At 62.2% G+C, this 24,681-nt stretch carries 26 protein-coding genes and 1 tRNA gene; 15 read left to right on the top strand and 12 right to left on the bottom strand.

The window, feature by feature from the left end; all coding sequences use genetic code 11:
- Positions 1-42: 42 nt before the first annotated feature.
- From SFY93_RS03490 to SFY93_RS03475, 4 genes are all read left to right on the top strand, one after another.
- Entirely contained in the window at positions 43-789 is a 747-nt protein-coding gene (locus SFY93_RS03490; RefSeq protein WP_320446076.1) for a uroporphyrinogen-III synthase, read from the top strand.
- Between the two features lie 56 nt (positions 790-845).
- A complete protein-coding gene (locus SFY93_RS03485; RefSeq protein ID WP_320446075.1) occupies positions 846-2,009 on the top strand; it encodes a COG4223 family protein in 1,164 nt (387 codons plus the stop codon).
- 7 nt (positions 2,010-2,016) lie between these two features.
- Positions 2,017-3,732, top strand: a complete 1,716-nt coding sequence (locus tag SFY93_RS03480) for a heme biosynthesis protein HemY (RefSeq protein WP_320446074.1) — start codon at positions 2,017-2,019, stop codon at positions 3,730-3,732.
- Positions 3,733-3,886: 154 nt separating this feature from the next.
- A tRNA-Thr gene (locus SFY93_RS03475) sits at positions 3,887-3,962 on the top strand.
- A gap of 56 nt (positions 3,963-4,018) precedes the next feature.
- Here the strand turns inward: SFY93_RS03475 and SFY93_RS03470 are convergent.
- The 6 genes from SFY93_RS03470 to SFY93_RS03445 are packed head-to-tail and all read right to left on the bottom strand — an operon-like array spanning position 4,019 to position 8,591.
- Positions 4,019-4,825, bottom strand: a complete 807-nt coding sequence (locus tag SFY93_RS03470) for an ABC transporter ATP-binding protein (protein ID WP_320446073.1) — start codon at positions 4,823-4,825, stop codon at positions 4,019-4,021.
- Positions 4,822-5,631, bottom strand: coding sequence for a pyrimidine utilization protein D (rutD, locus tag SFY93_RS03465; RefSeq protein ID WP_320446072.1), 810 nt, complete (start codon positions 5,629-5,631; stop codon positions 4,822-4,824). Before rutD ends, SFY93_RS03470 begins: the two co-directional genes overlap by 4 nt.
- 31 nt (positions 5,632-5,662) lie before the next feature.
- Positions 5,663-6,454, bottom strand: a complete 792-nt coding sequence (locus SFY93_RS03460; RefSeq protein ID WP_089263216.1) for an ABC transporter permease — start codon at positions 6,452-6,454, stop codon at positions 5,663-5,665.
- 1 nt (position 6,455) lies between these two features.
- On the bottom strand, positions 6,456-6,842 hold the full coding sequence (gene rutC, locus SFY93_RS03455) for a pyrimidine utilization protein C (RefSeq protein ID WP_093757765.1): 387 nt from the start codon (positions 6,840-6,842) through the stop codon (positions 6,456-6,458).
- A 7-nt stretch (positions 6,843-6,849) separates the two neighbouring features.
- A complete protein-coding gene (gene rutB / locus SFY93_RS03450; protein ID WP_089263220.1) occupies positions 6,850-7,578 on the bottom strand; it encodes a pyrimidine utilization protein B in 729 nt (242 codons plus the stop codon).
- On the bottom strand, positions 7,578-8,591 hold the full coding sequence (locus tag SFY93_RS03445; RefSeq protein WP_089263222.1) for an ABC transporter substrate-binding protein: 1,014 nt from the start codon (positions 8,589-8,591) through the stop codon (positions 7,578-7,580). The genes rutB and SFY93_RS03445 overlap by 1 nt, the downstream gene beginning before the upstream one ends.
- A gap of 142 nt (positions 8,592-8,733) precedes the next feature.
- Here SFY93_RS03445 and SFY93_RS03440 point away from each other — a divergent pair, with 142 nt between their 5' ends.
- The 3 genes from SFY93_RS03440 (at position 8,734) to SFY93_RS03430 (ending at position 11,677) form a co-directional block, all read left to right on the top strand.
- Positions 8,734-9,648: a LysR family transcriptional regulator gene (locus tag SFY93_RS03440; RefSeq protein WP_320446071.1), complete on the top strand. Its 915-nt coding sequence runs from the start codon at positions 8,734-8,736 to the stop codon at positions 9,646-9,648.
- Between the two features lie 76 nt (positions 9,649-9,724).
- The gene (locus tag SFY93_RS03435; protein WP_320446070.1) at positions 9,725-11,017 is read left to right on the top strand and encodes a glutamate-5-semialdehyde dehydrogenase; all 1,293 of its coding nucleotides are present in this window, start codon (positions 9,725-9,727) and stop codon (positions 11,015-11,017) included.
- 30 nt (positions 11,018-11,047) lie between these two features.
- The gene (locus SFY93_RS03430; protein ID WP_256461223.1) at positions 11,048-11,677 is read left to right on the top strand and encodes a nicotinate-nucleotide adenylyltransferase; all 630 of its coding nucleotides are present in this window, start codon (positions 11,048-11,050) and stop codon (positions 11,675-11,677) included.
- Positions 11,678-11,757: 80 nt separating this feature from the next.
- Here SFY93_RS03430 and SFY93_RS03425 read toward each other — a convergent pair whose 3' ends face one another.
- The gene (locus SFY93_RS03425; RefSeq protein ID WP_320446069.1) at positions 11,758-12,015 is read right to left on the bottom strand and encodes a hypothetical protein; all 258 of its coding nucleotides are present in this window, start codon (positions 12,013-12,015) and stop codon (positions 11,758-11,760) included.
- Between the two features lie 4 nt (positions 12,016-12,019).
- Between SFY93_RS03425 and rsfS the strand changes: the two genes are divergently transcribed.
- From rsfS to SFY93_RS03390, 7 genes are all read left to right on the top strand, one after another.
- Positions 12,020-12,418, top strand: coding sequence for a ribosome silencing factor (gene rsfS / locus SFY93_RS03420; RefSeq protein WP_414717051.1), 399 nt, complete (start codon positions 12,020-12,022; stop codon positions 12,416-12,418).
- Positions 12,419-12,464: 46 nt separating this feature from the next.
- Complete coding sequence (rlmH, locus tag SFY93_RS03415; protein WP_320446067.1) at positions 12,465-12,947, top strand: 23S rRNA (pseudouridine(1915)-N(3))-methyltransferase RlmH; 483 nt, start codon at positions 12,465-12,467, stop codon at positions 12,945-12,947.
- Between the two features lie 51 nt (positions 12,948-12,998).
- A complete protein-coding gene (locus tag SFY93_RS03410; protein WP_414717049.1) occupies positions 12,999-14,405 on the top strand; it encodes a murein hydrolase activator EnvC family protein in 1,407 nt (468 codons plus the stop codon).
- A complete protein-coding gene (locus tag SFY93_RS03405) occupies positions 14,402-15,778 on the top strand; it encodes a S41 family peptidase (protein WP_320446065.1) in 1,377 nt (458 codons plus the stop codon). The genes SFY93_RS03410 and SFY93_RS03405 overlap by 4 nt, the downstream gene beginning before the upstream one ends.
- Positions 15,779-15,923: 145 nt before the next feature.
- Positions 15,924-17,132, top strand: coding sequence for a divergent polysaccharide deacetylase family protein (locus SFY93_RS03400; RefSeq protein WP_320446064.1), 1,209 nt, complete (start codon positions 15,924-15,926; stop codon positions 17,130-17,132).
- A gap of 105 nt (positions 17,133-17,237) precedes the next feature.
- A complete protein-coding gene (locus SFY93_RS03395; protein ID WP_068730156.1) occupies positions 17,238-17,741 on the top strand; it encodes an RNA pyrophosphohydrolase in 504 nt (167 codons plus the stop codon).
- 7 nt (positions 17,742-17,748) lie between these two features.
- Positions 17,749-18,243: an RNA pyrophosphohydrolase gene (locus SFY93_RS03390; protein WP_320446063.1), complete on the top strand. Its 495-nt coding sequence runs from the start codon at positions 17,749-17,751 to the stop codon at positions 18,241-18,243.
- 43 nt (positions 18,244-18,286) lie between these two features.
- Here SFY93_RS03390 and SFY93_RS03385 read toward each other — a convergent pair whose 3' ends face one another.
- The 5 genes from SFY93_RS03385 to SFY93_RS03365 all read right to left on the bottom strand — a co-directional run bounded on the left by SFY93_RS03385 (position 18,287) and on the right by SFY93_RS03365 (position 23,465).
- Positions 18,287-18,694 carry a F0F1 ATP synthase subunit epsilon gene (locus SFY93_RS03385; protein ID WP_093757757.1) on the bottom strand — a complete coding sequence of 136 codons (408 nt, stop codon included), beginning with the start codon at positions 18,692-18,694 and terminating at the stop codon, positions 18,287-18,289.
- Positions 18,695-18,853: 159 nt separating this feature from the next.
- Positions 18,854-20,296 (bottom strand): F0F1 ATP synthase subunit beta, encoded by a 1,443-nt coding sequence (gene atpD / locus SFY93_RS03380; protein WP_089263243.1) that lies wholly within the window; start codon positions 20,294-20,296, stop codon positions 18,854-18,856.
- A 76-nt stretch (positions 20,297-20,372) separates the two neighbouring features.
- A complete protein-coding gene (locus SFY93_RS03375; RefSeq protein ID WP_068730146.1) occupies positions 20,373-21,248 on the bottom strand; it encodes a F0F1 ATP synthase subunit gamma in 876 nt (291 codons plus the stop codon).
- A 121-nt stretch (positions 21,249-21,369) separates the two neighbouring features.
- Entirely contained in the window at positions 21,370-22,905 is a 1,536-nt protein-coding gene (gene atpA, locus SFY93_RS03370; RefSeq protein WP_089263245.1) for a F0F1 ATP synthase subunit alpha, read from the bottom strand.
- Positions 22,905-23,465: a F0F1 ATP synthase subunit delta gene (locus SFY93_RS03365; protein WP_320446062.1), complete on the bottom strand. Its 561-nt coding sequence runs from the start codon at positions 23,463-23,465 to the stop codon at positions 22,905-22,907. Before SFY93_RS03365 ends, atpA begins: the two co-directional genes overlap by 1 nt.
- Before the next feature lie 693 nt (positions 23,466-24,158).
- On the opposite strand from SFY93_RS03365, the gene SFY93_RS03360 reads away from it, so the two are divergent.
- Positions 24,159-24,650, top strand: a complete 492-nt coding sequence (locus SFY93_RS03360; RefSeq protein ID WP_068730140.1) for a septal ring lytic transglycosylase RlpA family protein — start codon at positions 24,159-24,161, stop codon at positions 24,648-24,650.
- The last annotated feature ends 31 nt before the right edge of the window (positions 24,651-24,681 follow it).

Here is a 24,681-nt window from a genome sequence, read left to right as displayed (position 1 = left end):
GCCCTGCGTGGCATGCGAGACCCCCGAAACCGGACCTCAGATATGGCTATTCTCGTCACTCGCCCGCAGCCGGACACTACCAGCACTGCCGCCGCCTTGCGCGCGCGCGGCTTCGAGGTGCTGGCGGCGCCGATGCTGCGCTTCGAAAAGGTGATGCTGTCCATCGATTCGGATGCGGATTTCGGCGCGGTGATCGTGACGTCGGCCAATGCGCTACGTGCACTTGCCGATCAACCGGTGCAGGCAACCCTGCTTCGCCTGCCGCTGTTCGCGGTCGGCGACCGGACCGCAGAGGCCGCGCGCAATCTCGGCTTTGCCAAGGTCGTGTCCGCCGAAGGTGATGCTGCGGCGCTGCGGGACCTGTTGACGGAGAGCAGCAAGAGCAAGCTGTTGAACAAGACCCGTCCGCTTCTCTATCTGGCGGGCGCCGATCTGGCGCGGGATCTTGCCAGCGAACTCGGCGCGCGCGGTTTTACGGTGGTGACACAAACCACCTACCGGATGATGCCGGTAGCCGATCTGCCGGATGATGTTGCTGCGGCCTTCGTGGCTGGCAGGATCGAGGCCGTGCTGCATTATTCGCGGCGGAGCGCCCGGGCATTCTTCCAGGCGGTGGGCTTGTCGGGCGTCGAGATCGCTGCCCTCGCAGTTCCACACTATTGCCTTTCAGCCGCAGTCGGCACGATTGCGCATGATGCCGGGGCTACCCAGGTCGTGGTGGCGCATGCTCCGGACGAAAATGTCCTGTTCGCGGCGCTGGACCGTGCCATCGCGCCATTATCGCGTTAAGACTGCTGTGACCAAATCCCGGTAGGGATCGGGCATGTCACGAGGGAACCGACGCCATGGCCGACGATAATGAGACGGGATCGTCTCCGGATGCCGGTCGGCCCAAGCGGCCGCCGCCAACCATCGAATTGACGGCTGCCGAGGTCACCGAGCGTCCGGCTGCAGCAGAGCCTGCGGTACCGGAAACATCGCCGGAGCCGATCGATACCGCGCCGTCGGACATGCCGCCGTCCGAGCCCACCGCGGAGGCTGCGGCTGAAAAGCAGGCACCCGTCTCGCCTGCGCGTGCACCTGTCCTGGTTCCCGCCGCCGTTGGCGCGGTTGCCGGTGCGCTTGTCGCCGGAATTGCATGGTTCGGCCTGAGCGGCATTGCATCGAGCGATAAGGCGGATGTCGATGCGCTGACCTCTCGCATTGCGCAGATCGAAGCGCGCCCGGTCGCTGCGCCGGATACGGGGCTGGCAACGCGGATCGATACGCTCGAGAAATCCATCGCGGGATTGCGGGGCGATCTCACTGCCGCGAAGACACAATCGGATCGTGTCGTCGCCGACATCAATCAACTCAAATCCGCGCCGCGCACCGCGACCGGTGTGGTCGATCTCGGGCCGATCAATGAGCGGCTCGGGCAGATCGAACGTGCAGCCGGCGAGTTGAAGTCTTCGGCCGCCCAACAGAATACCAAACCTTTCGATGACACGGTCTTGCGCCGTGTCGTTGCGGCGTCGTTGCTCGATACGTCGGTGCGTCAAGGTGAGCCCTTTGCGACGGCGCTTGCGGCGGTAAAACCGCTTGCCGGCAATGCCAATCAGCTGAAGCCGCTCGATGCGTTTGCAATGACGGGCGTACCAAACGCAGTCGCACTCAGCCGTGAACTGCTTGCAGTGTTACCGAAGCTCACACCCGCTCCGGCGGACACGCCTGCGGTAGGCGCAGGTTTCATGGATCGTCTGCAGGCCGGCGCGGCCAAGCTGGTGCGCATCGAGCGCACCGATGCTGTCGGCGCAGGTAGCAACAGCGGCGCTGTGTCACGCGCGTCTGCGGCTGCGCGCAGCAACGATATCGCCACGGCCAGGCGTGAGTTGCTGACGCTGTCGCCAGCGGATCGTGCCGTGGTTCAGTCCTGGCTCGATAGAGTCGATATGCGCGATGCAGCGCTGGCGGCTTCACGTCAATTCGCAGCCGACGCGATGGCGGCGCTTTCCAAACCGGCGCCATAGGAATCCGATGTTCCGCATTATTCTGTTTCTTGTGTTGATAGCACTTGCGGCCGCTGGCGCCGCCTGGGTCGCCGATCAGCCCGGCGATGTCGTGATATCCTGGGGCGTCTGGCGCGCTTCGCCGTCGGTGCCGGTGTTTGTGCTGGTGCTCGGCCTGACAATCGTCGCGGTGGTGTTCGCCTGGTCGCTCCTGCGTGGTTTGTGGGGCGCGCCGAAGCGAATGCGCCGTCGCCGACATGAAAAGCGTCAGGCGCGCGGGCGTCAGGCCATCACCCATGGTCTGCTGGCGATCGGGCAGGGCGATGGCCACGCCGCGCGGCGTCATGCCGATATCGCCAAGCGTTTGACGGCTGACGATCCGCTCGCTCTGCTGCTGCATGCCCAGTCCGCCCAGCTCGATGGCGATCGCGCCGGTGCGCATCGTGCGTTTCAGGCGATGGCTGAGCGTAGCGATACGCGGCTGCTGGGTCTGCGCGGTCTGTTCATCGAGGCGCAGCGCAGCGACGATCCCGTCGCCGCCGTCACGATTGCTGAAGAAGCGCTGAAACTGTCGCCGGCATCGACATGGGCGTCGCAAGCCGTTCTTGGCTTCCGCTGCGCGCAGAGCGATTGGACCGGCGCGCTGAAAATCCTCGACAACAATTTTGCCTCTGGCCTGATCGATCGCGCGGCGTTTCGTCGGCAGCGCGGCGTGCTGCTCACCGCGCGTGCGCTTGAGCTGGAGACACAAGATCGCGATCTGTCCCGCGACAGCGTGACCGAGGCGATCAAGCTTGCGCCAACTTTGGTGCCAGCCGCCGTTCTCGCCAGCCGATTCCAGAGCGAGGCGCATCAGACCCGTCGGGCGATGAAAATCATCGAGACAGCGTGGCTGGCGCAGCCGCATCCGGATCTCGCCGACGCCTATGCCCATGTGAAGCTCGGCGATTCTGCGCGGCAGCGGCTGGTGCGTGTCGAGACGCTGGCGTCTAAAGCGCCAGGCCATATCGAAGGCGCGCTGGCAATCGCCCGTGCGGCTATCGATGCCGCCGAATTCACGCGCGCCCGCGAAGCACTGGCGCCGTTTACGGCCGACTCCACCCAGCGCGTTGCGATGCTGATGGCGGAAATCGAACGTACCGAACATGGCGACAGCGGCCGCGCCCGCGCCTGGACATTGCGTGCCGTGCGCGCGTTGCATGACCCGGTCTGGACGGCGGACGGCTATGTGTCGGATCGCTGGCGGCCGGTGTCGCCGGTCACCGGCCGAATTGATGCGTTCCAGTGGCAGACGCCGCTGGCCGCACTGCCGTCGGACAGGGCCTCGACGATCGAGACCGAGATTTTGCGCGAAACCGTGCTGGCTCCGCCGCCCGCGATGCCAAAACCCGTGGTGCCCGTGCCGGTCGAAGTCACACCCTCCGCGCCGGCTCAGGACCTCGCGGTGGAACCTGAAGTACCAGCACAGCCCGAGCCGGTGGCCGATGCCGCGCCCGAGCCCGCCGAAGCGCCGCCGCCGCTCCCGAAACCGGCCCCCGCGCCGCCACCGCTGTTCCGCGACCGCAGCGATATCGCCAGCGCCGTGAAGCCCGCGGTGGCTATTCCGGCCGTCATTCCCATCGTCAGGCCCCCGGACGATCCGGGCGTGGACGAGGCGGACGATTATCGCGATGAATTCGCCGAGCTGAATGCAGGCCAGCAACAGGGTGGTTGGCGCGGGTTTCTACGGCGCTGGGGCGGATAACAGCCCCGATTCAGGCCCAAATGGCCGGTTTCAGTGGGTGGTTGGTCGCGCTTTTCGGTCGCCAGATTCGCCGCGGCTTCTTGCAAAGCAACGCCCCGGGCGATATCAGATGCCCCAGCGTTTTCGGCCGAAAAGCCGAATCGCCGCTTGGTTCGCCGCAATAGCTCAGTTGGTAGAGCACGTCATTCGTAATGACGGGGTCACAGGTTCGAGTCCTGTTTGCGGCACCAATTGCGCTCCGGCGCGATCCGTTTCAGTCGCAACAGTCAGTCGCAGCTTTGGTGCCTTACGCCGCGGTGGCAGGCATTTCCAGGTCGGCCCAGATCTTGGCGAAATAGGCCTGGAAGGCAGCGTCGGTGCGCAGCGCTACGGGATCGCGGCCTGCCTTGGGCAAATCGATGACATGAAGCGCCCGCACGGTCGCCGGGCGTGCGCTGAGTACCAGAACGCGGTCGGCCATGGCGATGGCTTCGCCGATGTCATGGGTGACCAGAATGGCGCTCTTGCCGTTTTCGGCGATGATGCGTGACACGTCGGCCTGTAGCAGCAGCCGGGTCTGGAAATCCAGCGCCGAGAACGGCTCATCCAGCAGGATCACCTGCGGATCGAATGCCAGCGTGCGCATGATGGCCACGCGCTGGCGCATGCCGCCTGACAAGGTTGCGGGCTTGGCGTTCTCGAAACCGGCCAGGCCGTAGGCACGGATCAGTTTCATGGCAATGTCGCGCGACGTCTGCCGCGGCGCGCCGCGCACTTCCAAACCGAGCATCACATTGTCGATGACGGAACGCCACGGCAGGAGCAGATCCTTCTGAAGCATGTAGCCGACGTGCCCCGCGGCGTCATCGACGCGGATGCCTGCGACCTCGACATGGCCGCGCGTCGGTTTCAGCAAACCGGCGATGACATTGAACAATGTGGACTTGCCACAGCCGGACGGGCCGACGATGGCCAGCGTCTCGCCCTGCCGCAGTTCAAAGCTGACGTCGCGGATGGCTTCGACATATTGCTTGCCGGCTCCGAACGATGCGCTGACCTGTTCGGCCTTGAGTACGGTGGCCGTTGTCGAGGCCGGTGTTGCGATTTGCGTCATGGCGTCCATGCATCCACCTCGCTGCAGAAGCCGAGCAGCATGTCATTGAAAACATCGGGGGTCACGGCGGTGAAGGCATGGGCGCCCCATTCCACTTCGTGAACGCGCGCGCCCGGAATGGCGGCAGCCAGTTGTTGCGAGAGATAGGCCGGCACCAGACTGTCGTCTCGCGATGAGGCCAGCAGTGTCGGCGTTGCAATGGTCGCGAGAGCGTCGCCGGGGTCGAAGGCGAGAAACATGTCGATCCGTGCGTTCATCGTCGCCGCTGTCGGGAAGTGTGCGAGGATGCGCTCTTCTTCCGCGTCAAGCTGCGCGGCATTGTCGGAAATCCATCGCGGCGGATAGAGAAACAGTGGCTGCGCACGCACATAGGCTTTCGGGCCGGACTGATTCAGGATCTGTTTGCGCACTTCAAAACAGCGCCGCAGGAACGGATCGGCGCGACCCCAGCCGTTCACCACCACCAGGCTGCGCAAGCGCGCGGGGTCGCGCAGGGCAAGTTCAATTCCGACGATGCCGCCGATGGCATGGCCCACTACATGCGCATTGCTGACACCGGCATGGTCGAGCACATGCGCGATGTCGTTGGCCATGCCCGAGATTGATCGTGGCGGCGCGGTGTTATCAGCGCTGCGGCCGGTGCCGACGTGGTCGTAGAGGATGACCTGGTGGCGCTGCGCGAGTGCTGCGACCTGTGGCGTCCAGAACGATCCGCTGCCGCCCATGCCGGCCGACATGAGGATCGCCGTTCCGTGTCCATGAGTTTCGTAATAGATGTCGGCGTCACCGCCGCTTGCATAGGGCATGGGTTGTCTTGCGGGTTCGAGCGATGGAAAGTCAGAAGCGCAGGCGGCGTTCGAGAATGTCGATCGCGCCGTACATCAGTAGCGCCACGGCCATGAGCGCGGCGATGCCGACCCACACGGCGTTCAAATCGTAGAGCACGCCGGCATAATAGATCATGTAGCCGAGGCCCTCTTTCGAGGCGATGTATTCGCCGACGACTGCGCCGATCAGCGCGAAGCCGACATTGAGACGGAAGGCGGACACGATCCACGGCATGGCGCCCGGAATGACGACAGTACGCCAGGTCTTCCATCGGCTGGCACCGAGCGAGCGCATCAACTTGATCAGGTCGCTATCGACTTCCTTGGCGCCCTGTTGCGCGGTGATCACCGCGACGATGAAGGTAATGATGGCGGCGATGGCGATCTTCGACGAGATGCCGATTCCGAACCACACGATAATCAAGGGTGCGAGTGCGATCTTCGGCAAGCCGTTGAGCGCGATGAGATAGGGGCGCAGCACCGCCGCGCTGGTGGGAAACAGCCAGAGCAGCAGCCCGACGGCGCTGCCGGCAATAGTGCCGATCAGGAATCCGGCGATGGCTTCCCAGGCAGTCAGCGCAGCATCGCGCAGGAGTTCTCCGTTGGCGATCAGAATAGAGGCCTTGGCGAAGATGCCGCTTGGCCGTCCGTAGAGATAGACCGCGATCCATTTGAAGCTGATCGCAATTTCCCAGGCAGCAAGTAACAGAGCTAGCAGTGCCACTTGCAGCAGCGCGATCCGCAGGACCGGCGGCATCAGCCGCCGCGCGACATTGGCTTGGGTGGCTTCGATGGTCGTCACATCAAGCTCGCTTGTGTGCGATCGACGCGATCTCGACGAGGCAATCCGGTTTCACCAGTCCGCACTGGATGCAGTAGCGAGCCGGCTTCTCGCCGGGGAAGTATTCGGCATAGACCTTATTGACGGCGCCGTAATTGGCCCAATCGGTTACGAAGATGGAGTTGAAGGTGACATCGGCCATCGTGGCGCCTGCGGCAGTCAGCACGCTCTTGATCGTCTCAAGGATGTGCCGGGTCTGCGCCGCCGCATCGCCGACATGAACGACGTCGTTGTTCTTGTCGAAGGCCAGCGTGCCGGACACATAGATCACGCCGTCGGCCATCATGCCGGGCGAGTAAGGTGCGAGCGGCGGATGAGTGCCGGGCGGAATAATCGCGCGATCTGTCATGGGATCCTCAGGCTTTCGTGGAGGTTTCAGTCTGCGCGAATGCGCGGCGGAAATCGGCCGTGCTGGAAACCCAGCCGAAGAAGGTTTCGATGTTGAAGACAGCGGCCTTCTGGACGTAGTCGGGGCCGGCCTGATGCGTCGCGTCTTCGAGCATCACGCCGAAATATTCGAGATGGAAGCCGTCGCGCAGGGTCGATTCCACGCAAACATTGGTGGCAACTCCGCAGAAGACGAGATTGCGGATGCCGCGCGCGCGCAGGATGCTGTCGAACTGGCTGTTGAAGAAGCCGCTGTAGCGCGGCTTCGGTACCACGATGTCGCCGGGCTGCGGCTGGAGTTCATCGACGAGCGCATAGTCCCAGCCACCCTTGGCGAGCAGGCTGCCTTGCAATTCCGGGCGCGCGCGCATGGTCTTGAGTGCGTTCGATTTGTGCCAGTTCGGGGAGCCCGGACCGCCGGCCTCGACATAGTCGGCGTCCCAGCCGTTCTGGAAATAGATCACAGTGACGCCGGCCTCGCGCGCGACCTCCAGCGTCTCCTTGACGGCCACGATCGCTGCCTTGGCGCCGGTCACGTCGAAGCCCGCGAGATCCAGATAGCCGTTCGGCGACGCGTAGGCGTTCTGCATGTCGACCACGATGACTGCGGTCTCCTCGACCGCGAGCCGCAACGGCTCGGGGCGTGCGGGCAAGGTGACGTAGCGCCGTTCAGGCGGAAAGCTGGTTGAGACCGACATCACGCCAATCCGAATTCTTTGGTCGCTTTCTCGGCGAAGCGATTGTCGACCATTTGTGCATAGGGAAGCGTCGTTGAGACTGCGCCGCCGCCTTGTTCCAGCAACATCGCGCGATCCCATTCCTCGGCGGAGATGGTGGGGTTTTTCGGGATAGCCGTCTTGCTGCCAAAGAAGTTCTTCGTCGCATTTCCGACCACCGACGGCGAGACTTTCGGAAAGTACTTCTCTGCGACCTCGGTGAAGACAGCATTGTTCTCGTGCATCATCTTCTGCGCCTCGGCGATGGCGTTACAGAAGCCTTGCACCGCCTCCGGGTTGGAGGCGATCACGTCTTCGGTGGCCATGGCCGTCGTGAAACACAGCGGACCAAGCAGATCGGCGAATGATAGCGACGGTACGAGGCCAAACTGTTCGGCGCCGATGCTGATATCCCATTCGAATGCGGTGGCGATGTCGGCACGGCCATCCTTGACGGCTGCGGCCTGGGCGCCCGGTGGCAATTCTAGGAAGGTGACGCCCGCTTCCTTGGGGTCGAACTTGCCGACCGTCTTCATCGCGTAAGTCGGGACCTGGATCGTCGAGGACGGAAATTTCAGCGTCGCGATGGTCTTGCCGCGGAGATCATCGATGGTGGTGATCTTGGTGTCCGGGCGGGTCATTCCCCACATCGATACGCCGCCGACGATCTTGGCGATATTCTTGAGCTTGCCGCCTTCACGCGTGGCGTTGACCGACATGCCAGGGCTGGTGACGCCGATCTGGCCGCGGCCGGACAGCAGGATCGGCACCGGCAGGGCGATGCCGCCCGCGGTCGACAGGTCGGTGTCGAGGCCATGTTTGGCGAACAGGCCCTTATCGGCGGCGACATAGAGCGAGGCATACATGCCGAGCCGGATGGCCTCGGACACCAGAACCTTGCGGCCGGCGGCAAAGGCCGGGCCTCCCAGGCCTGCGAACGGTGCCGTTGCGGCGCCGATGAGCGAATATTTGAGTAGGTTGCGCCTGTCGATCATGCCTCTGTCCCTCGCCGCCATTGCCGATGTCAGATGGTGCGCTGCATAGTTTTTAGCCGCAGCGCGTTTTCGCATAAAATTCTTGCACCCGTTAATTTCATTAACAAGTCGGGAAAAACAGATATATTTATCTGTAATGCTTATGAATATTGACCTCCGGCAACTCCGTGCCTTCGCCGAGGTGGTTCAGGCTGGCAGCTTCAGCCGGGCTGCGCGGAAACTTGGCGTTTCCCAGTCCGCCCTCAGCCAGGCCGTTCGCCAGCTCGAGGACGAGCTGCAGGTCCGGCTGCTGGACCGGACGACGCGCAGCGTTCAACTCAGCAAGGTCGGTGCCGAATTCCTGCCGGGGATCCAACGCCTGCTGGCGGATCTCGATCACCAAATTCAGGATTTACGCGATCTGCGCGAGCATCGCCGCGGCCATGTTACGGTGGCCTGCGTGCCGTCGGTGGCGTTGCGTCTGATGCCGGTGGTGCTAGCGAATTTCCAGCGCGAATATCCCATGGTGAGCGTGACGCTCAAGGAAGTGTCACGGCATCAGATCATTGCCGGGCTGCGCAGCGGCGACGCCGAGCTCGGCATCGCCAATGTGCCGGGTGAGGATGCGGATCTTGACGCGACGAAGCTGCTGACGGACCGTTTTGCGCTGGTGATGCGGCGGGATCATCAGCTGGCGTCACAAAGCACCGTGAACTGGATGGACGGCGTCGCTGCAGGGATGATCGCAATGGCGACCGGCACCGGCATCCGGCTGGAAATGGAACGCGGCCTGCAGGAACTGGCGCGTAGCAACCCGCTGCACGAGGCCGAACACCCGGCGACCCTGCTCGCCATGGTCGAGGCCGGCGTCGGCGTGGCGCCGCTGCCCGGCTTGGCGTTGCCGGCGACGGACCACCCCGTGCTGACCTTCCGCAGGCTGCTCGATCCGGTCATCGAGCGCGATCTGTATCTGATCCGGCGCGTGGGGCGTGACCTGTCGCCGGCGGGTCGTGCGCTTTACCGTGGCATCCAGCTCGTGGCGCAATCGATCCGCGAGCGCACTGCTGCCGGGTGGTAGCGAACACGCTTTGACCTTGCTCTCATGAGTCCCTATTTTGGGATGAACAATCCTATTCCGCTAATTTGAGCCCCTTATGACCGCCTCGCTGAAAGCCATCGACGGATCGGCAGATTTGCCTGTCCTGATGAACGACCTCGCCCGGAGCGCCCGTGCGGCTGCGCGTGCGTTGGCGGTGGCTCCAACGGAGCAAAAGAACCGGGCGCTTGCGGCCATGGAGCGCGCGATCCGTGCCGGTGCGCCGGCGATTCTGGCGGCCAATGCCGAGGATGTCGCCGAGGTGCGGGCCAATGGCGCCACATCGGCCTTTATCGATCGGCTGACCCTGACCGAGGCGCGCGTGCATGCGATGGCCGACGGCATTCGTGTGATTCATGACATCGCTGATCCCGTCGGCGCCGTCATCGAGAGCTGGCAGCGGCCGAATGGCATGACCATCGAACGCGTGCGGGTGCCGCTCGGCGTCGTTGCGGTGATTTTCGAGAGCCGTCCGAATGTTGCGGCGGATGCCGGCGTGCTGTGCCTGAAGTCCGGCAATGCGGTGATCCTGCGCGGCGGCTCGGACAGTTTCCGGTCGTGTCGCGCGATTCACGCATGTCTGGTGCAGGGCCTGCGCGAAGCCGGTCTGCCTGAAGCTGCGATTACGCTGGTGCCAACCCGCGATCGTGCGGCGGTGGGGTTGCTACTGACCGGACTCAGTGGCGGCGTCGATGTGATCGTGCCGCGCGGCGGCAAGAGTCTGGTCGCGCGCGTCGAGGCCGAAGCGCGCGTGCCGGTGTTCGCGCATCTCGAAGGCGTCAATCACGTCTATGTCGATCACGCCGCGAGGCTCGATATGGCGAAGTCGATCGTGCTGAATGCGAAGATGCGCCGTCCCGGTGTCTGCGGCGCGACCGAAACGCTGCTGATCGACCGCGCGGTGGCAGGTACGCATCTGAAGCCGCTGGTGGAAATGCTGATCGATGCCGGCTGCGAGGTGCGCGGTGATGCTGCCGTGCAGCAGGCCGATGCGCGCGTCAAGCCTGCAACGGACGAGGACTGGGACACCGAATACGAAGATGCGATCATCTCGGCCAGGGTCGTCGATGGTGTCGATGATGCGCTCGCGCATATTCGCGATCACGGCTCGCATCACACCGATGCGATCGTCACCGAGGACGTCGCGGTGGCCACGAAGTTTCTCAACGAGGTGGATTCGGCAATCGTGCTGCATAACGCCTCGACGCAGTTCGCCGACGGCGGTGAATTCGGCTTCGGTGCCGAAATCGGAATCGCCACCGGCAAATTCCATGCGCGCGGCCCGGTCGGTGCCGAGCAGCTCACCAGTTTCAAATATCGCATTCACGGCACCGGACAGACCAGGCCGTGATGATGTGCGTTTCGGCGCGTGGAGACTGAATTGGATTTGCATTCAGTCCCGCCGGCGCAGGGCATACCGCCACATAGTCCCGGTATGCGGATCGGTCTGCTTGGCGGATCGTTCAATCCGCCGCATGCCGCGCATCGGGCTATCAGCCTGTTCGCGATGAAACGGCTGCAGCTGGATCGCGTCTGGTGGCTGGTGTCGCCGGGCAATCCGCTGAAGGATCAGCGCAATCTGCACGATCTCGCCGAGCGCGCGGCTGCTGCGAAGGCGATGGCCGATCATCCGCGCATCGATATCACCTGTCTCGAGAGTGTCATCGGTACGCGCTATACCGTCGACACCATCAGCTACCTCCGACGTCGATGTTCGCAAGCACGATTTGTCTGGATCATGGGTGCCGACAATCTCGCCCAGTTTCATCGCTGGGAGAGCTGGCAGGTGATTGCCGGAGAGGTTCCCTTTGCGGTCATCGACCGGCCGCCGCAGAGCTTCCAGGGACTGGCGTCGACCGCCGCCCAGGCCCTCGGCCGTTACCGGATACCGGAGCAGGACGCTGGGTCATTGGCCGACCTGAAGCCCCCCGCATGGGTATTTTTGACCGGTTTGAAGCTAAATCTGTCCTCCACCCGGCTGCGGAACCCGGATGGCAGCTGGAAGACGTAATTCCACAACACTCGCCCGATAAGTGCTATAGGGCGGGCGCTGGAATATTGAATCCGGCATTCCCACATGCATACTTGATCTCACCGGGCGTCGGATTCGGCGTCCCAATACAGTGAAAGGAATGGTCCTCTGGCCACTTCTGTATTGTCCAAGACGGGCGCCAAGAAAGCCCCGTCAAAGGTTGCCCCACCCAAGAAGTCCGCTTCGGTAAAGAAGGCTGCCGCGCCTAAAAAGGCTGCCGCAACCAAAACCGCAAAGCCGAAGGCTGCAGCCAAGACACCTGCTGCGGCAAAAGCTGCACCGAAGGCTGTCACTTCGAAGAAGGTTGCTTCGCCCAATGCCGTGTCCAAGGTGGCAAAGAAATCTGCTGCGGCAGTGCGCGATAGCGCGACCGAAACGCTCAATCTCGTTCTCGCCCGCCTTGACGACATGAAGGCCGAGGAAACGGTGACCATCGACCTGCGCGGCAAGTCGGCTTTCTCCGATTACATGGTTGTGACCACCGGCCGGTCGAACCGCCATGTCGGCGCGGTGGCCGAAAATGTCGCCAAAGGTCTCAAGGAAGCCGGTCAGAAGAAGCTGCATGTCGAAGGCCTGTCCAATTGCGATTGGGTGCTGATCGATACCGGCGAAGTCATCCTGCATGTCTTCCGGCCTGAAGTTCGCGAATTCTACAATCTGGAACGTTTGTGGACCCAGAGCCCGTCGGATGAACCGCGGATCGATCTGAAGGCTGTTTGAGCCAGCGGGAATTCGGCAACGGCGCGACGCGTGCTAGTCTGCGCCGATGCATCTTCTTGTGATTTCCATCGGCAAGCTCAAGCAGGGTCCGGAACGCGAGCTCGCGGAACGGTACTGTGATCGTTTCGACGATATTGGCCGCAAGCTCGGTTTTCGCGGCCTTGCGATTCATGAAATTTCGGAAAGCCGCGCACGCGATGCGGCGACCCGGATCAATGAGGAAGCAGCGGCGATTTCGGCGCTGATTCCGGAAAAGGCTGTATTAGTAGCGCTCGACGAGCGTGGCAGCAGCGTGGACAGCGCCAGTTTCGCTCGCCATATCGGGAAGTGGCGGGACGAATCGGTGCCGCATAATGTTTTTGTCATCGGCGGGGCGGACGGACTTTCGCCCGAATTGCGGCGCAAAGCCAAACTGAGCATTGCATTCGGCTCGGCGACCTGGCCGCATCAAATGGTTCGCGTCATGCTTCTGGAACAGATTTACCGGGCAGCTACAATTTTAGCTGGCCACCCGTATCACCGCGTTTAGCTCGCTATATTGAGCGTATCGCGTTTGAAAGAAGGCGCTGTCGAAACCACGATGCTATCACCGCGGTCCATTCCATCTGAACACGCCGCCGTTCGCCGCGGGATGTCGAACGCATCGTCGTTGTCGATGATGGTACTATCAGCGACTCTTGTACCTGCGACTGTTGCAGGTTTTCTTGCAGGTTTGATGACGACCTCGGTCCGGGCGCAAACCGCTACGCCGATCCAGCAAGCGAATGCGCCGTCGCCTGATATCATTCGCCAGCGCGAGCAGGAGCTTGAAGCGGTCCGCGCGCAGCAGAAGAGCGCTGCGGAGCTGCAGGCGAAATTGAAAGCCGATATCGCGGCGATCGGACAGGATCGCGGCAAGCTCAGTCAGCAGCTCATCGATATTGCCGCCCGCGTCCGCAGCGTCGAAACCCGGATCGACGATGCCGAAGTACGATTGCGGCCGCTGGATGCGCGCGAGCAGAAGATCCGCGGCACGCTGGAATCGCGCCGCGGCGAAATCGTCGAAGTGTTGTCCGCCTTGCAGCGGGCCGGCCGCCGTGCGCCGCCGGCTTTGCTGGTGCGTCCCGAAGATGCGCTGAAGTCGCTGCGCACCGCGATGCTGCTCGGCTCCGTTGTGCCCGAGATGCGCGCGCGCGCCGAGCAACTGGTGGCTGACCTCAGCGAACTCGTGAATTTGCGCAAGGCGATCTCGACGGAGCGCGATCAGCTTGCCGGCGATCGCGACAAGCTGAAGGAAGAACAGACACGCCTCGCGTCCTTTACCGAGGAGCGCCAGAAGCAGCAGTCGGCTGCGGAAAAGGACATGGAAGCGGAAGCCGCGCGTGCGCTGACGTTGTCCCGTCAGGTCGACAGTCTGCAGGGCCTGATCGCGAAGATGGAGCAGGACTCCAAGGCGGCGGCGAAGGCGGCGGCCACAGCCAGTCTGCAGGGCACGCCGGCGGCGCTCAGCAACGGCAAGCCAAATATCGGCGCCTTCAAGGACCCCGGCAGGCTCAGTCCGGCGATCGCCTTTGCTTCGGCAAAGGGCATGCTCGCACTTCCGGTCAACGGGGTTAAAATTCGCAATTTCGGCGGTTCCGACGGTGTAGGTGGCGTCGAAAAGGGCATGTCACTGGCCGCACGGGCGGGTGCGCAGGTCACAACACCGTGTGACGGCTGGGTTGTTTATTCCGGTCCGTTCCGTAGCTATGGACAACTCTTGATCCTCAATGCCGGGGGCGGGTATCATGTCTTGATCGCCGGGATGGAGCGTATTTCGGTGAACATTGGTCAGTTCGTCCTTACCGGGGAACCGATCGCTGTCATGGGATCAACATCCCGGGTAGCATCCGTCCTTGCGGCCAATGCCAGCCAGCCTGTGCTTTATATCGAGTTCCGGAAAGACGGGACTCCCATTGATCCAGGCCCATGGTGGGCCGCTAACGAAGGCGAAAAGGTTCGCGGATGATGCGCAAGACTTCCATAATTCTGCTGAGTGCTGCCACTGGCGCCGCCTTGACGCTCTTCGTGACTCAGCCACGCGCCGTGTTCATGGGCACCAGTGCCCGCGCAGCGACCTCGGATACCTACCGCCAGCTCAACCTGTTCGGCGACGTGTTTGAGCGCGTCCGCAGCGACTATGTCGAGAAGCCCGACGACAGCAAGCTGGTCGAGTCGGCGATCTCCGGCATGCTCACCGGTCTCGATCCGCATTCCAGCTACATGGACGCCAAGAGCTTCCGCGACATGCAGGTGCAGACCCGCGGTGAGTTCGGCGGTCTCGGCATCGAAGTCACCATGGAAGACGGCCTGATCAAGGTGGTGTCGCCGATCGACGATACCCCGGCATCGAAGGCCGGTATCATGGCCAACGACATCATCACCAGCCTCGATGAAGAAGCCGTGCAGGGCCTCACCCTGAACCAGGCCGTCGAGAAGATGCGCGGTCCGGTCAATACGAAGATCAAGCTGAAGATCATCCGCAAGGGTCAGGATAATCCGCTCGATGTCATCCTCGTGCGCGACAACATCCGCGTTCGCTCGGTGCGTGCTCGCGTTGAAAGCGACGATATCGCTTACATCCGCATCACGACCTTCAACGAGCAGACCACCGAAGGCCTGAAGCGCGAGATCGCGGCTCAGACCGCGGCGATCGGTGCTGACAAGGTCAAGGGTTACATCATCGACCTCCGCAACAATCCCGGCGGTCTGCTTGAAGAAGCCGTCACCGTTTCCGACGCGTTCCTCGAGCGTGGCGAGATCGTCTCGACCCGCGGTCGTAACGCCGAAGAAACCCAGCGCCGCACGGCGCATGCTGGCGATCTGACCAAGGGCAAGCCGGTGGTCGTGCTGATCAATGGCGGTTCGGCTTCGGCATCGGAAATCGTCGCTGGCGCACTGCAGGATCACAAGCGTGCGACCACGATCGGTACGCGCTCGTTCGGCAAGGGCTCGGTGCAGACTATCATCCCGCTGGGCTCCGGCAACGGTGCGCTGCGTCTGACCACGGCGCGTTACTTCACGCCGTCGGGCAAGTCGATCCAGGCCAAGGGCATCGTCCCGGACATCGAGATCGTGCAGGACGTGCCGGACGAGCTGAAGTCCCGCGACATCAAGGGCGAGGCTTCGCTCCGTGGCCATCTGAAGAACGATGGCGACGAGAAGACCGGTTCGCAGTCCTACGTGCCGCCGGATGCCAAGAATGACAAGGCGCTGAAGGCCGCTGCCGATTTGCTCCATGGCATCAAGGTGACGTCGAACGCAATCATCACGCCGCCGCCGGGAGCCGCTGCTGCTGCGGACAAGCCAGCAGACGATAAGGCGGCCGCCAAGCCGAACTGATCGGCGAATACGCATCAATTCTGCGGAAAGGGCGGCCTTCGGGTCGCCCTTTTTGTTGCAATCCTTCCAGGTGATCCCGCGCCCTTCCGGGTGCCGTGGCCGCGACCGGGCGTGTTATTGTCCGGTCGGCTGATTCGGGAGATCCATGGCAGTGTCGGCGGACGATTTGAGCGCCCCGCTTGGACAAAAATCGACGCGTAAGCGGCGGTTCCGGCTGCCTTTTTCCGGAACGCAGGCGCTTGCCACGATCCTCGCCTTGCTGCTGCTCGGCTTTCTCGGTGTTGCCATCTTCAATAACAACCCGATGGGCGGCGAGCCGGTAGCGCGCGTAGCGATCAAGGCGCCTGCCGCGACTGATGATCAGAAGGTCGCCGCCAAGCCGCCGGTCGAGGTCAAGCACGGTACGCCCGAGACGGCCAAGGCACCCGAGGTTCCCGGCCAGAAGACCATTACCATCATCGACGGCTCCAGCGGCGCCCGTAAGGATGTCGTGGTGTCGAGCGAGGGGTCGGACAACGCTGCGGCCGATGTGTCGCCGCCGGTCATGACGGGGATCGATCAGAAACTGCTGGAGAAATCCCGCCACGGCATGGTGCCGATCGCCATCGGCGCGCTGAAGCCGGTCACGGCCTATGCCGCGGGTTCCGAGGCCGAGCGCACCAGGGCGATGAAGACGCCGAGCATTTCCATCGTCATTGGCGGCCTCGGCGTCGGTGCAGCCAAGACCACCGATGCCATCATGAAGCTGCCGCCGGCCGTGACGCTGGGCTTCACGCCCTACGGATCGGATCCCGGCAAACTGGTCGAACGCGCCCGTGCGCAGCGCCACGAGGTGCTGCTGCAGTTGCCGATGGAGCCGTTCGACTATCCCGACAACGATCCCGGGCCGCAGACGCTGTTGTCCTCGGCGACGGCCGAGCAGAACCTCGATCGCATGATGTGGCATATGAGCCGCTTCCAGGGCTATGTCGGCGTCGCCAATTTCATGGGCGCGCGCTTCATCGCCACTGACACGGCGATGCAACCCATTGCGCGTGAGGCCAGTAAACGCGGGCTTGCATTGTTCGACGATGGCTCGACGCCGCGCAGCGTTGCCGCCGCAGCCGCCGAAGGGCAGGGCATGCCCTTCGCACGCTCCGATGTTGCCATCGACGCGGTGCCGACCTCCGCAGACATCGACAAGGCGCTAGCGCGGCTCGAGGGGCTGGCCAAGGAGCGGGGTGTGGCTGTCGGCGTCGCTTCGGCGCTGCCGATCTCGATCGAACGTATCAGCGTCTGGGCGAAAACCCTTGAAAGCCGCGGGGTCATGCTGGTGCCATTGACAACAGCGATGCTGAAATCAAAATCAAGCTAGCGTCTTTGGGCTAGGGTGAATTCGGCACGGCCGAATCGCTGCGATTCAGCAAGGTCGAATCGCTGCGTAAAGAGTGCTCGAACGGACGCGAGAGGCATTGACGGAATGGCGCGCTACGAAGACCTGCCCTATCGAACTTGCGTCGGAATGATGCTGATCAACCCGCAAGGGCTCGTCTTTATCGGCCGACGTGCCGGTGGTATCGAGCACGTCGATGACATGCATGTCTGGCAGATGCCGCAGGGCGGCGTCGATCCCGGTGAGGACACCTGGGAGGCCGCCAAGCGCGAGCTCTATGAGGAAACCAGTGTCCAATCGGTCGAGAAGCTCGGCGAAGTGCCGGACTGGTTGATCTATGACATTCCCCGCACGGTGGCCGGGCGGGCCTGGAAGGGTCGCTATCGTGGCCAGCGGCAGAAATGGTTCGCCGTACGCTTCACCGGCGATGACAAGGAAATCAACGTCACGCATCCACCTGGTGGCCACAAGGCCGAGTTCATCAATTGGCGCTGGGAGCCAATGAAGAACCTTCCGGAGCTGATCGTGCCGTTCAAGCGCCCCGTCTATGAGCGGGTGGTGAAGGAATTCGCCGGTCTGGCGGACGGCTAGCGCCGGAATGACGGACAACCGGCCCTATCGCCCCAATGTGGGCGTCGCACTGTTCAATGCCGACGGCAAAGTTCTGATCGGCCGTCGTTTCAAGGATGACGGGCCAGAGATCATTCTGCCGGGCCTGGAATGGCAGATGCCTCAGGGTGGTATCGATCCCGACGAAGATCCTCGCGTCGCCGTGATGCGCGAATTATGGGAAGAGACTGGCGTCAGCCATGCCGACTATCTCGGCGAGACCGGCTGGATGACCTACGACTTCATCCCGTTCGAGAATCCCAGCCATCGCTTTGGGCAGTTCCGCGGGCAACGGCAGAAGTGGTTTGCGCTGAAATTCACCGGGGATGATGCCGAAGTCGATCCGCTCACGCCGCGCAACGGTCAACCGCCTGAATTCGACGCCTGGCGTTGGGAGCGGCTGGATCGCGTCGCGGATCTCGTGGTGCCGTTCCGGCAGGAGGTTTATCGCGCCGTGGCCGAGAGTTTTGCGAAATTTGTCTGAGGCGAAGCCCTGACGAAACGAAGCGCTACCCGGGCTATAGCGCTTAGTGCATCGCCGTGGAGGTGATGTGCTGCTGGATGACCTTGAAGTGGTCGAGGCGCTCGATGGCACGGTCCAGAGCGGAGCCTTCCTTCTCGGCCAGCTTCTCTTCCATCTCCGCGATGTCCTTGGCGAAAGCTTCGCGGTCAAGCTCGGCGATCGACGTCGCGACGTCAGCAAGAACCGTCAAGCCCTTGTCCGAGACTTCGGCAAGGCCGCCGAGCACAATGATCTTCTCATGCTTGCCACCGTTGGTGACAGTCATGATGCCCGGACGTAACGCAATCACCACAGGTGCGTGGCCAGCCATCACGCCGACATCACCCTCGGCGCCCGGGATATCGACCTGCTCGACTTCGCCTGTGAAAGCGAGCTTTTCCGGTGAGACGAGATCGAAGTGGAACGTGGCCATGTCGTTATCCGCTGACTGCTCCCTCCCCCCTTGCGGGGGAGGGTTGGGGAGGGGGGTAACCAAGGGCGAAGGCGCTTGTGGCACACTCACCCCGGCGCAAATGCGCCGACCCTCCCCGCCTAGCGAAGCTTTGCTTCGCGCGGGGGGAGGGTAAGAACTTTATGCCGCTTCAGCAGCCAGCTTCTTGCCCTTCTCGACGGCTTCTTCGATCGCGCCGACCATGTAGAAGGCGGCTTCCGGCAGATGATCGTACTTTCCTTCGCAGATCGCGCGGAAACCCTTGATGGTGTCGGCGAGCTCGACGAACTTGCCCGGCGAACCCGTGAAGATTTCAGCGACGAAGAACGGCTGCGACAGGAAGCGCTCGATCTTGCGGGCGCGGGCCACGGCCAGCTTGTCCTCTTCCGACAGTTCGTCCATGCCGAGAATGGCGATGATGTCCTGCAGCGACTTGTACTTCTGCAGCACCTGCTGCACCATACGCGCGGTCTCGTAGTGCTCCTGGCCGACGATCAGCGGGGACAGCATGCGCGAGGTGGAGTCGAGCGGATCCACTGCGGGGTAGATGCCCTTTTCCGAAATCGCACGGTTGAGCACGGTCGTCGCGTCCAAATGGGCGAACGAGGTAGCAGGCGCCGGATCGGTCAAGTCGTCGGCCGGAACGTAGATGGCCTGCACCGAGGTGATCGAACCCTTATGCGTGGTGGTGATACGCTCCTGCAGCGCGCCCATGTCGGTCGCGAGCGTTGGCTGATAACCCACCGCCGAAGGAATACGGCCGAGCAGCGCCGACACTTCCGAACCCGCCTGGGTGAAGCGGAAGATGTTGTCGATAAAGAACAGCACGTCCTGGCCCTGATCGCGGAAGTGCTCGGCGACGGTCAGACCGGACAGAGCAACGCGCATGCGGGCGCCCGGAGGCTCGTTCATCTGGCCGAACACGAGAGCGCACTTCGACTTCACGGCCGGATCCGGATTGTGCGGATCGGCGTTCACCTTGGACTCGATGAACTCGTGATAGAGATCGTTACCTTCGCGGGTACGCTCGCCGACGCCGGCGAACACCGAGTTGCCGCCGTGCGCCTTCGCGACGTTGTTGATCAGTTCCTGAATGAGAACCGTCTTGCCGACGCCGGCGCCGCCGAACAGGCCGATCTTGCCGCCCTTGGCGTAAGGCGCGAGCAGATCGACGACCTTGATGCCGGTGACGAGAATTTCAGCCTCGGTGGACTGCTCAGTATACATCGGCGCTTCCTGATGGATAGCGCGGTTGCCTTCCGAAGCGATCGGACCGCCTTCATCGATCGGCTCGCCGATCACGTTCATGATACGGCCGAGGGTGCCGACGCCAACGGGAACCTGGATCGGCGAGCCAGTGTCGGTGACTTCCTGACCGCGGACCAGACCTTCGGTGGTGTCCATCGCGATGGTGCGGACGGTCGATTCGCCGAGATGCTGGGCGACTTCGAGAACCAGGCGGTTGCCACCGTTCTTGGTTTCGATCGCGTTCAGAATTGCGGGCAGGTAACCTTCGAACTGCACGTCGACGACGGCGCCGATGACCTGGGTGATACGTCCGGTCTGGTTGGCGGATGCGGCCATGAAAACTTCTCCATAAACTTCAAGGACTCGGAAGTCCGAAACTTGAACGGCGGCCCATGAGGCCGGAAGGTTGTTATTAGATCGCCTCGGCGCCGGAGATGATTTCGATCAGCTCCTTCGTAATCATCGCCTGGCGGGTGCGGTTGTAGATCAATGTCTGCTTGCGGATCATGTCGCCGGCGTTGCGCGTAGCGTTGTCCATCGAGCTCATCTGCGCGCCGTAGAACGAAGCGTTGTTCTCGAGCAGAGCGCGGAAGATCTGCACCGCAAGATTGCGCGGCAGCAGGCCGTCGAGGATCTCATCTTCGGCGGGCTCGTAGTCGTAGCTCGGCGTTGGGCCGGCATCGGCTTTAGGCGCCTCGACCACCAAGGGAATGATCTGCTGGGCAGTCGGGATTTGCGCGATCACCGACTTGAAGCGCGAATAGAACAGCGTGCAGACGTCGAATTCGCCAGTGTTGAAGAGTTCGAGAACCTTCTTGGCGATGTCGTTGGCATTGACGAAGCCAAGCTGACGCACCGAACGCAATTCGAGATGACCGACGATCTGCTTGTCGAAATTACGGCGCAGTTGCTCGTAGCCCTTGCGACCAACGCAGAAGAATTTGACCGTCTTGCCCTGGTTCATCAGCGCCAGTGCGCGTTCGCGCGCCAGACGGACGATCGAGGAATTGAAAGCGCCGCACAGGCCACGCTCGCCGGTGCAGACCAGCAGCAGATGAACCTGATCCTTGCCGGTGCCGACGAGCAGCGCCGGGCCGGAGCCTGCCGTTGTAGCGCCGGCAATGCTGGCGATCACGGTATCCATCTTCTCGGCGTAAGGACGTGCAGCTTCGGCAGCGGTCTGCGCACGACGCAGCTTCGACGCTGCGACCATCTGCATCGCCTTGGTGATCTTCTGCGTCGCCTTGGTCGAGGCGATGCGGACGCGCATGTCTTTAAGTGAGGCCATTCTCAGTCCACCCCGGCGATCTGGCCGTTTGGCCGATCGCGAACCTCTCGTTCGAAACGCCCGACCTCGTGCCGGACATCAACGCGAATGGCCGGCAGGAGCCGGCCATTCATTGACAGTATTAAGCAGCGTAGGTCTTCGCGAAACCTTCGACGACGGCCTTGAGCTGGGCGGCGACGTCATCCTTGAGATCGCGGCTGTCGCGGATCGCGTTGAGGATATCGACGTTCTTGCCGCGCAGCAGCGACAGAAGACCGTCTTCGAAGCCCCGAACCTTGGCGATCGGCAGAGTGTCGAGATAGCCGTTGGTGCCGGCCCAGATTACGCAAACCTGCTCTTCCATCTTCAGCGGCGAGAACTGCGGCTGCTTCAGGAGTTCGGTCAGACGTGCGCCGCGGTTCAGCAGGCGCTGGGTCGAAGCGTCGAGGTCCGAGCCGAACTGCGCAAAGGCCGCCATTTCGCGGTACTGCGCGAGCTCACCCTTGATCTTGCCGGCGACCTTCTTCATCGCCTTGGTCTGCGCGGCGGAGCCGACGCGCGACACCGACAGACCGACGTTCACGGCAGGACGGATGCCCTGGAAGAACAGATCGGTTTCAAGGAAGATCTGACCGTCAGTGATCGAAATCACGTTGGTCGGAATGTAGGCGGACACGTCGTTGGCCTGGGTTTCGATGACCGGCAGCGCCGTCAGCGAACCATTGCCCTGGGAATCGTTGAGTTTCGCAGCGCGTTCGAGCAAACGCGAGTGAAGATAGAACACGTCGCCCGGATAAGCTTCGCGGCCCGGCGGACGACGCAGCAGCAGCGACATCTGACGGTAAGCAACAGCCTGCTTCGAGAGATCGTCATAGATGATGACGGCGTGCATGCCGTTGTCGCGGAAGAATTCGCCGATCGTGCAGCCGGTGAACGGCGCGATGTACTGCATCGGAGCCGGATCTGAAGCGGTCGCGGCGACGACGACGGAGTATTCCATCGCGCCCTGCTCTTCGAGCACCTTCACGAATTGGGCGACGGTCGAACGCTTCTGACCAACGGCGACGTACACGCAGTACAGCTTCTGGCTCTCGGGAGCGCCAGCAACGTTCAGCGACTTCTGGTTCAGAATGGTGTCGAGCGCGATTGCGGTCTTGCCGGTCTGACGGTCACCGATGATCAGCTCGCGCTGGCCACGGCCGACCGGGATCAGAGCGTCGACCGACTTCAGGCCGGTTGCCATCGGCTCGTTGACCGACTTGCGCGGAATGATGCCCGGTGCCTTGACGTCGACGCGCATACGCTTGTCGGCCTGGATCGGACCCTTGCCATCGATCGGATTGCCGAGCGCGTCGACCACGCGGCCGAGCAGACCCTTGCCAACCGGCGCGTCCACGATCGAACGAGTGCGCTTAACAGTCTGGCCTTCTTTAATTTCGCGGTCAGCGCCGAAAATAACGACACCGACGTTGTCGGTTTCGAGGTTCAGCGCCATACCACGGGTGCCGTTCTCGAATTCGACCATTTCGCCGGCCTGGACGTTGTCGAGGCCGTAGACGCGGGCAATGCCGTCGCCGACGGACAACACCTGTCCGACTTCGGAAACTTCAGCTTCCTGGCCGAAATTCTTGATCTGGTCTTTGAGGATCGCGGAAATTTCTGCGGCGCGGATGTCCATCAGCCTGCCTCTTTCATCGAGTGCTTGATCGAGTTGAGTTTGGTGCGAAGCGAGCTGTCCACCATGCGGCTGCCGAGCTTGACGATAAGCCCGCCGATGATGGACGGATCGACTTTCACGTTGAGCGCGACGTCCTTGCCCGTCACTGACTTCAGCGCGGTCTTGAGAGCGTCGAGATTCTTGTCACTGAGCGGCTCGGCGACGGTGACGTCAGCCGTAGCTTCGCCCTTAAACTTGGCGACCAGCGCATTGAAGCCGCGCGCCACGTCACCAATGGCGAACAGGCGGCGGTTGGCGGTGAGGACCTTGAGGAAGTTGGCGGTGATGCCGGTAATTCCGGCTTTCTCCAGAACCGAAGCGAGGGCCTTGCCCTGAATCTCGGCAGAGAACACCGGGCTGCGAACCAGTCGCGCCAGGTCGGCGCTGTCGGCCAGCATCGCTGCGAATTTGTCGAGATCGGCCTTCACCGCATCGACGGACTTTTCGTCACGCGCCAGCTCAAACAGAGCCGTTGCATAACGACCGGACATTCCCGAAACCGACGGATCTTGTGTTGCCACGAATTGCGCTCTTCAGGCTGTCAAACTCGCAAGGGAATAACTATCGCCTGAATGTGGCGCCTAGCGATCCAAGTCCTTGGAATTCAAGCGGGACTTCGATTTTTAGGTCACAACAAAATGTCGTGACCCGTTCAAATCGCGGCTTTGCTAACATAGCCCGCGCGCTGGTGCAACGCGACGAAAGCGTTTGATGATGCCTTGTCGCATGCCCTCGCAAAGAATCATTTCAGGGAGATGTGACGCGCCAATCGGGTCGCTGACGGAGTGTTTCATCGTCCATCTCCGAGGCGGAATTTCTTATTCCGTATGACGGTACGCCGTGCCGATTCTTTTGAATACGCAACGTCGAGTACGGTGAGTCGGCAATTGAAATCGCGGCGGGCAGCGCGGCGTGCGCGTTTCATGTCACCGTTTCGGACTGCTTAACATTTACTTATCGAATGCTATCCATGCACGGCGAGCACTTAGCTATTCAGTATAATTATGTAATATGCAGTATATTTAATAGTTAAAAATTCATTAAAGCGGCTCATTAGGCATGTTCTGTTCCATCACAAGATATTTCATCTGATCATGGAACGATTGCGTTGCCTATTTTACGCCTCATTACGTCGTCAAACGCTCAGCCAATGAAATTGGGACGGGGGTCCACTTGCCACATTTGTGGCAATACTGTCTGAGGGACAACAACTTATGCTGCGTTACGGAAAATCGACGCTGGGCGCTATCGCCCGGCCGCGTACGGCAATCGCTGTCATGACTGCCGCTCTTGTTCTCGGGGGAACGGTTTCTGAAGCTTCGGCCAAATCCCGGCACCATCGCCATCACCACAAGCATCACACTCATCAGGCCAGCCAGCCGTCGCTGTTCGATGCCAACGCGTCGATCGCGCCTTCGACCGGCGGCCGCAGCTTCTCGGGTGTTGCGTCCTATTACGGCAATGAGTCCGGCAGCCGCACTGCGTCGGGTCAGCGCTTCAATCAGAATGCGATGACCGCCGCGCATCGTTCGCTGCCGTTCGGCACCAAGCTCCGCGTCACCCACGGCGGTCGCAGCGTTGTCGTCACCGTCAACGATCGCGGCCCGTTCATCCGTGGCCGGGTGCTCGACCTGTCCAAGGGCGCAGCGAGCGCGATCGGTCTGACCGGCCGTGGTGTCGGCCGTGTCGTTGCGGAAGTCATGTAAGCAAGACAAACGCGTCGCGTCCCTGATCTTC

It is taken from the genome of Tardiphaga sp. 42S5 (genome assembly GCF_034044155.1).
Lineage (GTDB): Bacteria > Pseudomonadota > Alphaproteobacteria > Rhizobiales > Xanthobacteraceae > Tardiphaga > Tardiphaga robiniae.
Note: the sequence above shows the minus strand (reverse complement) of the source record. Positions and strands in the feature narration are given on the sequence as shown.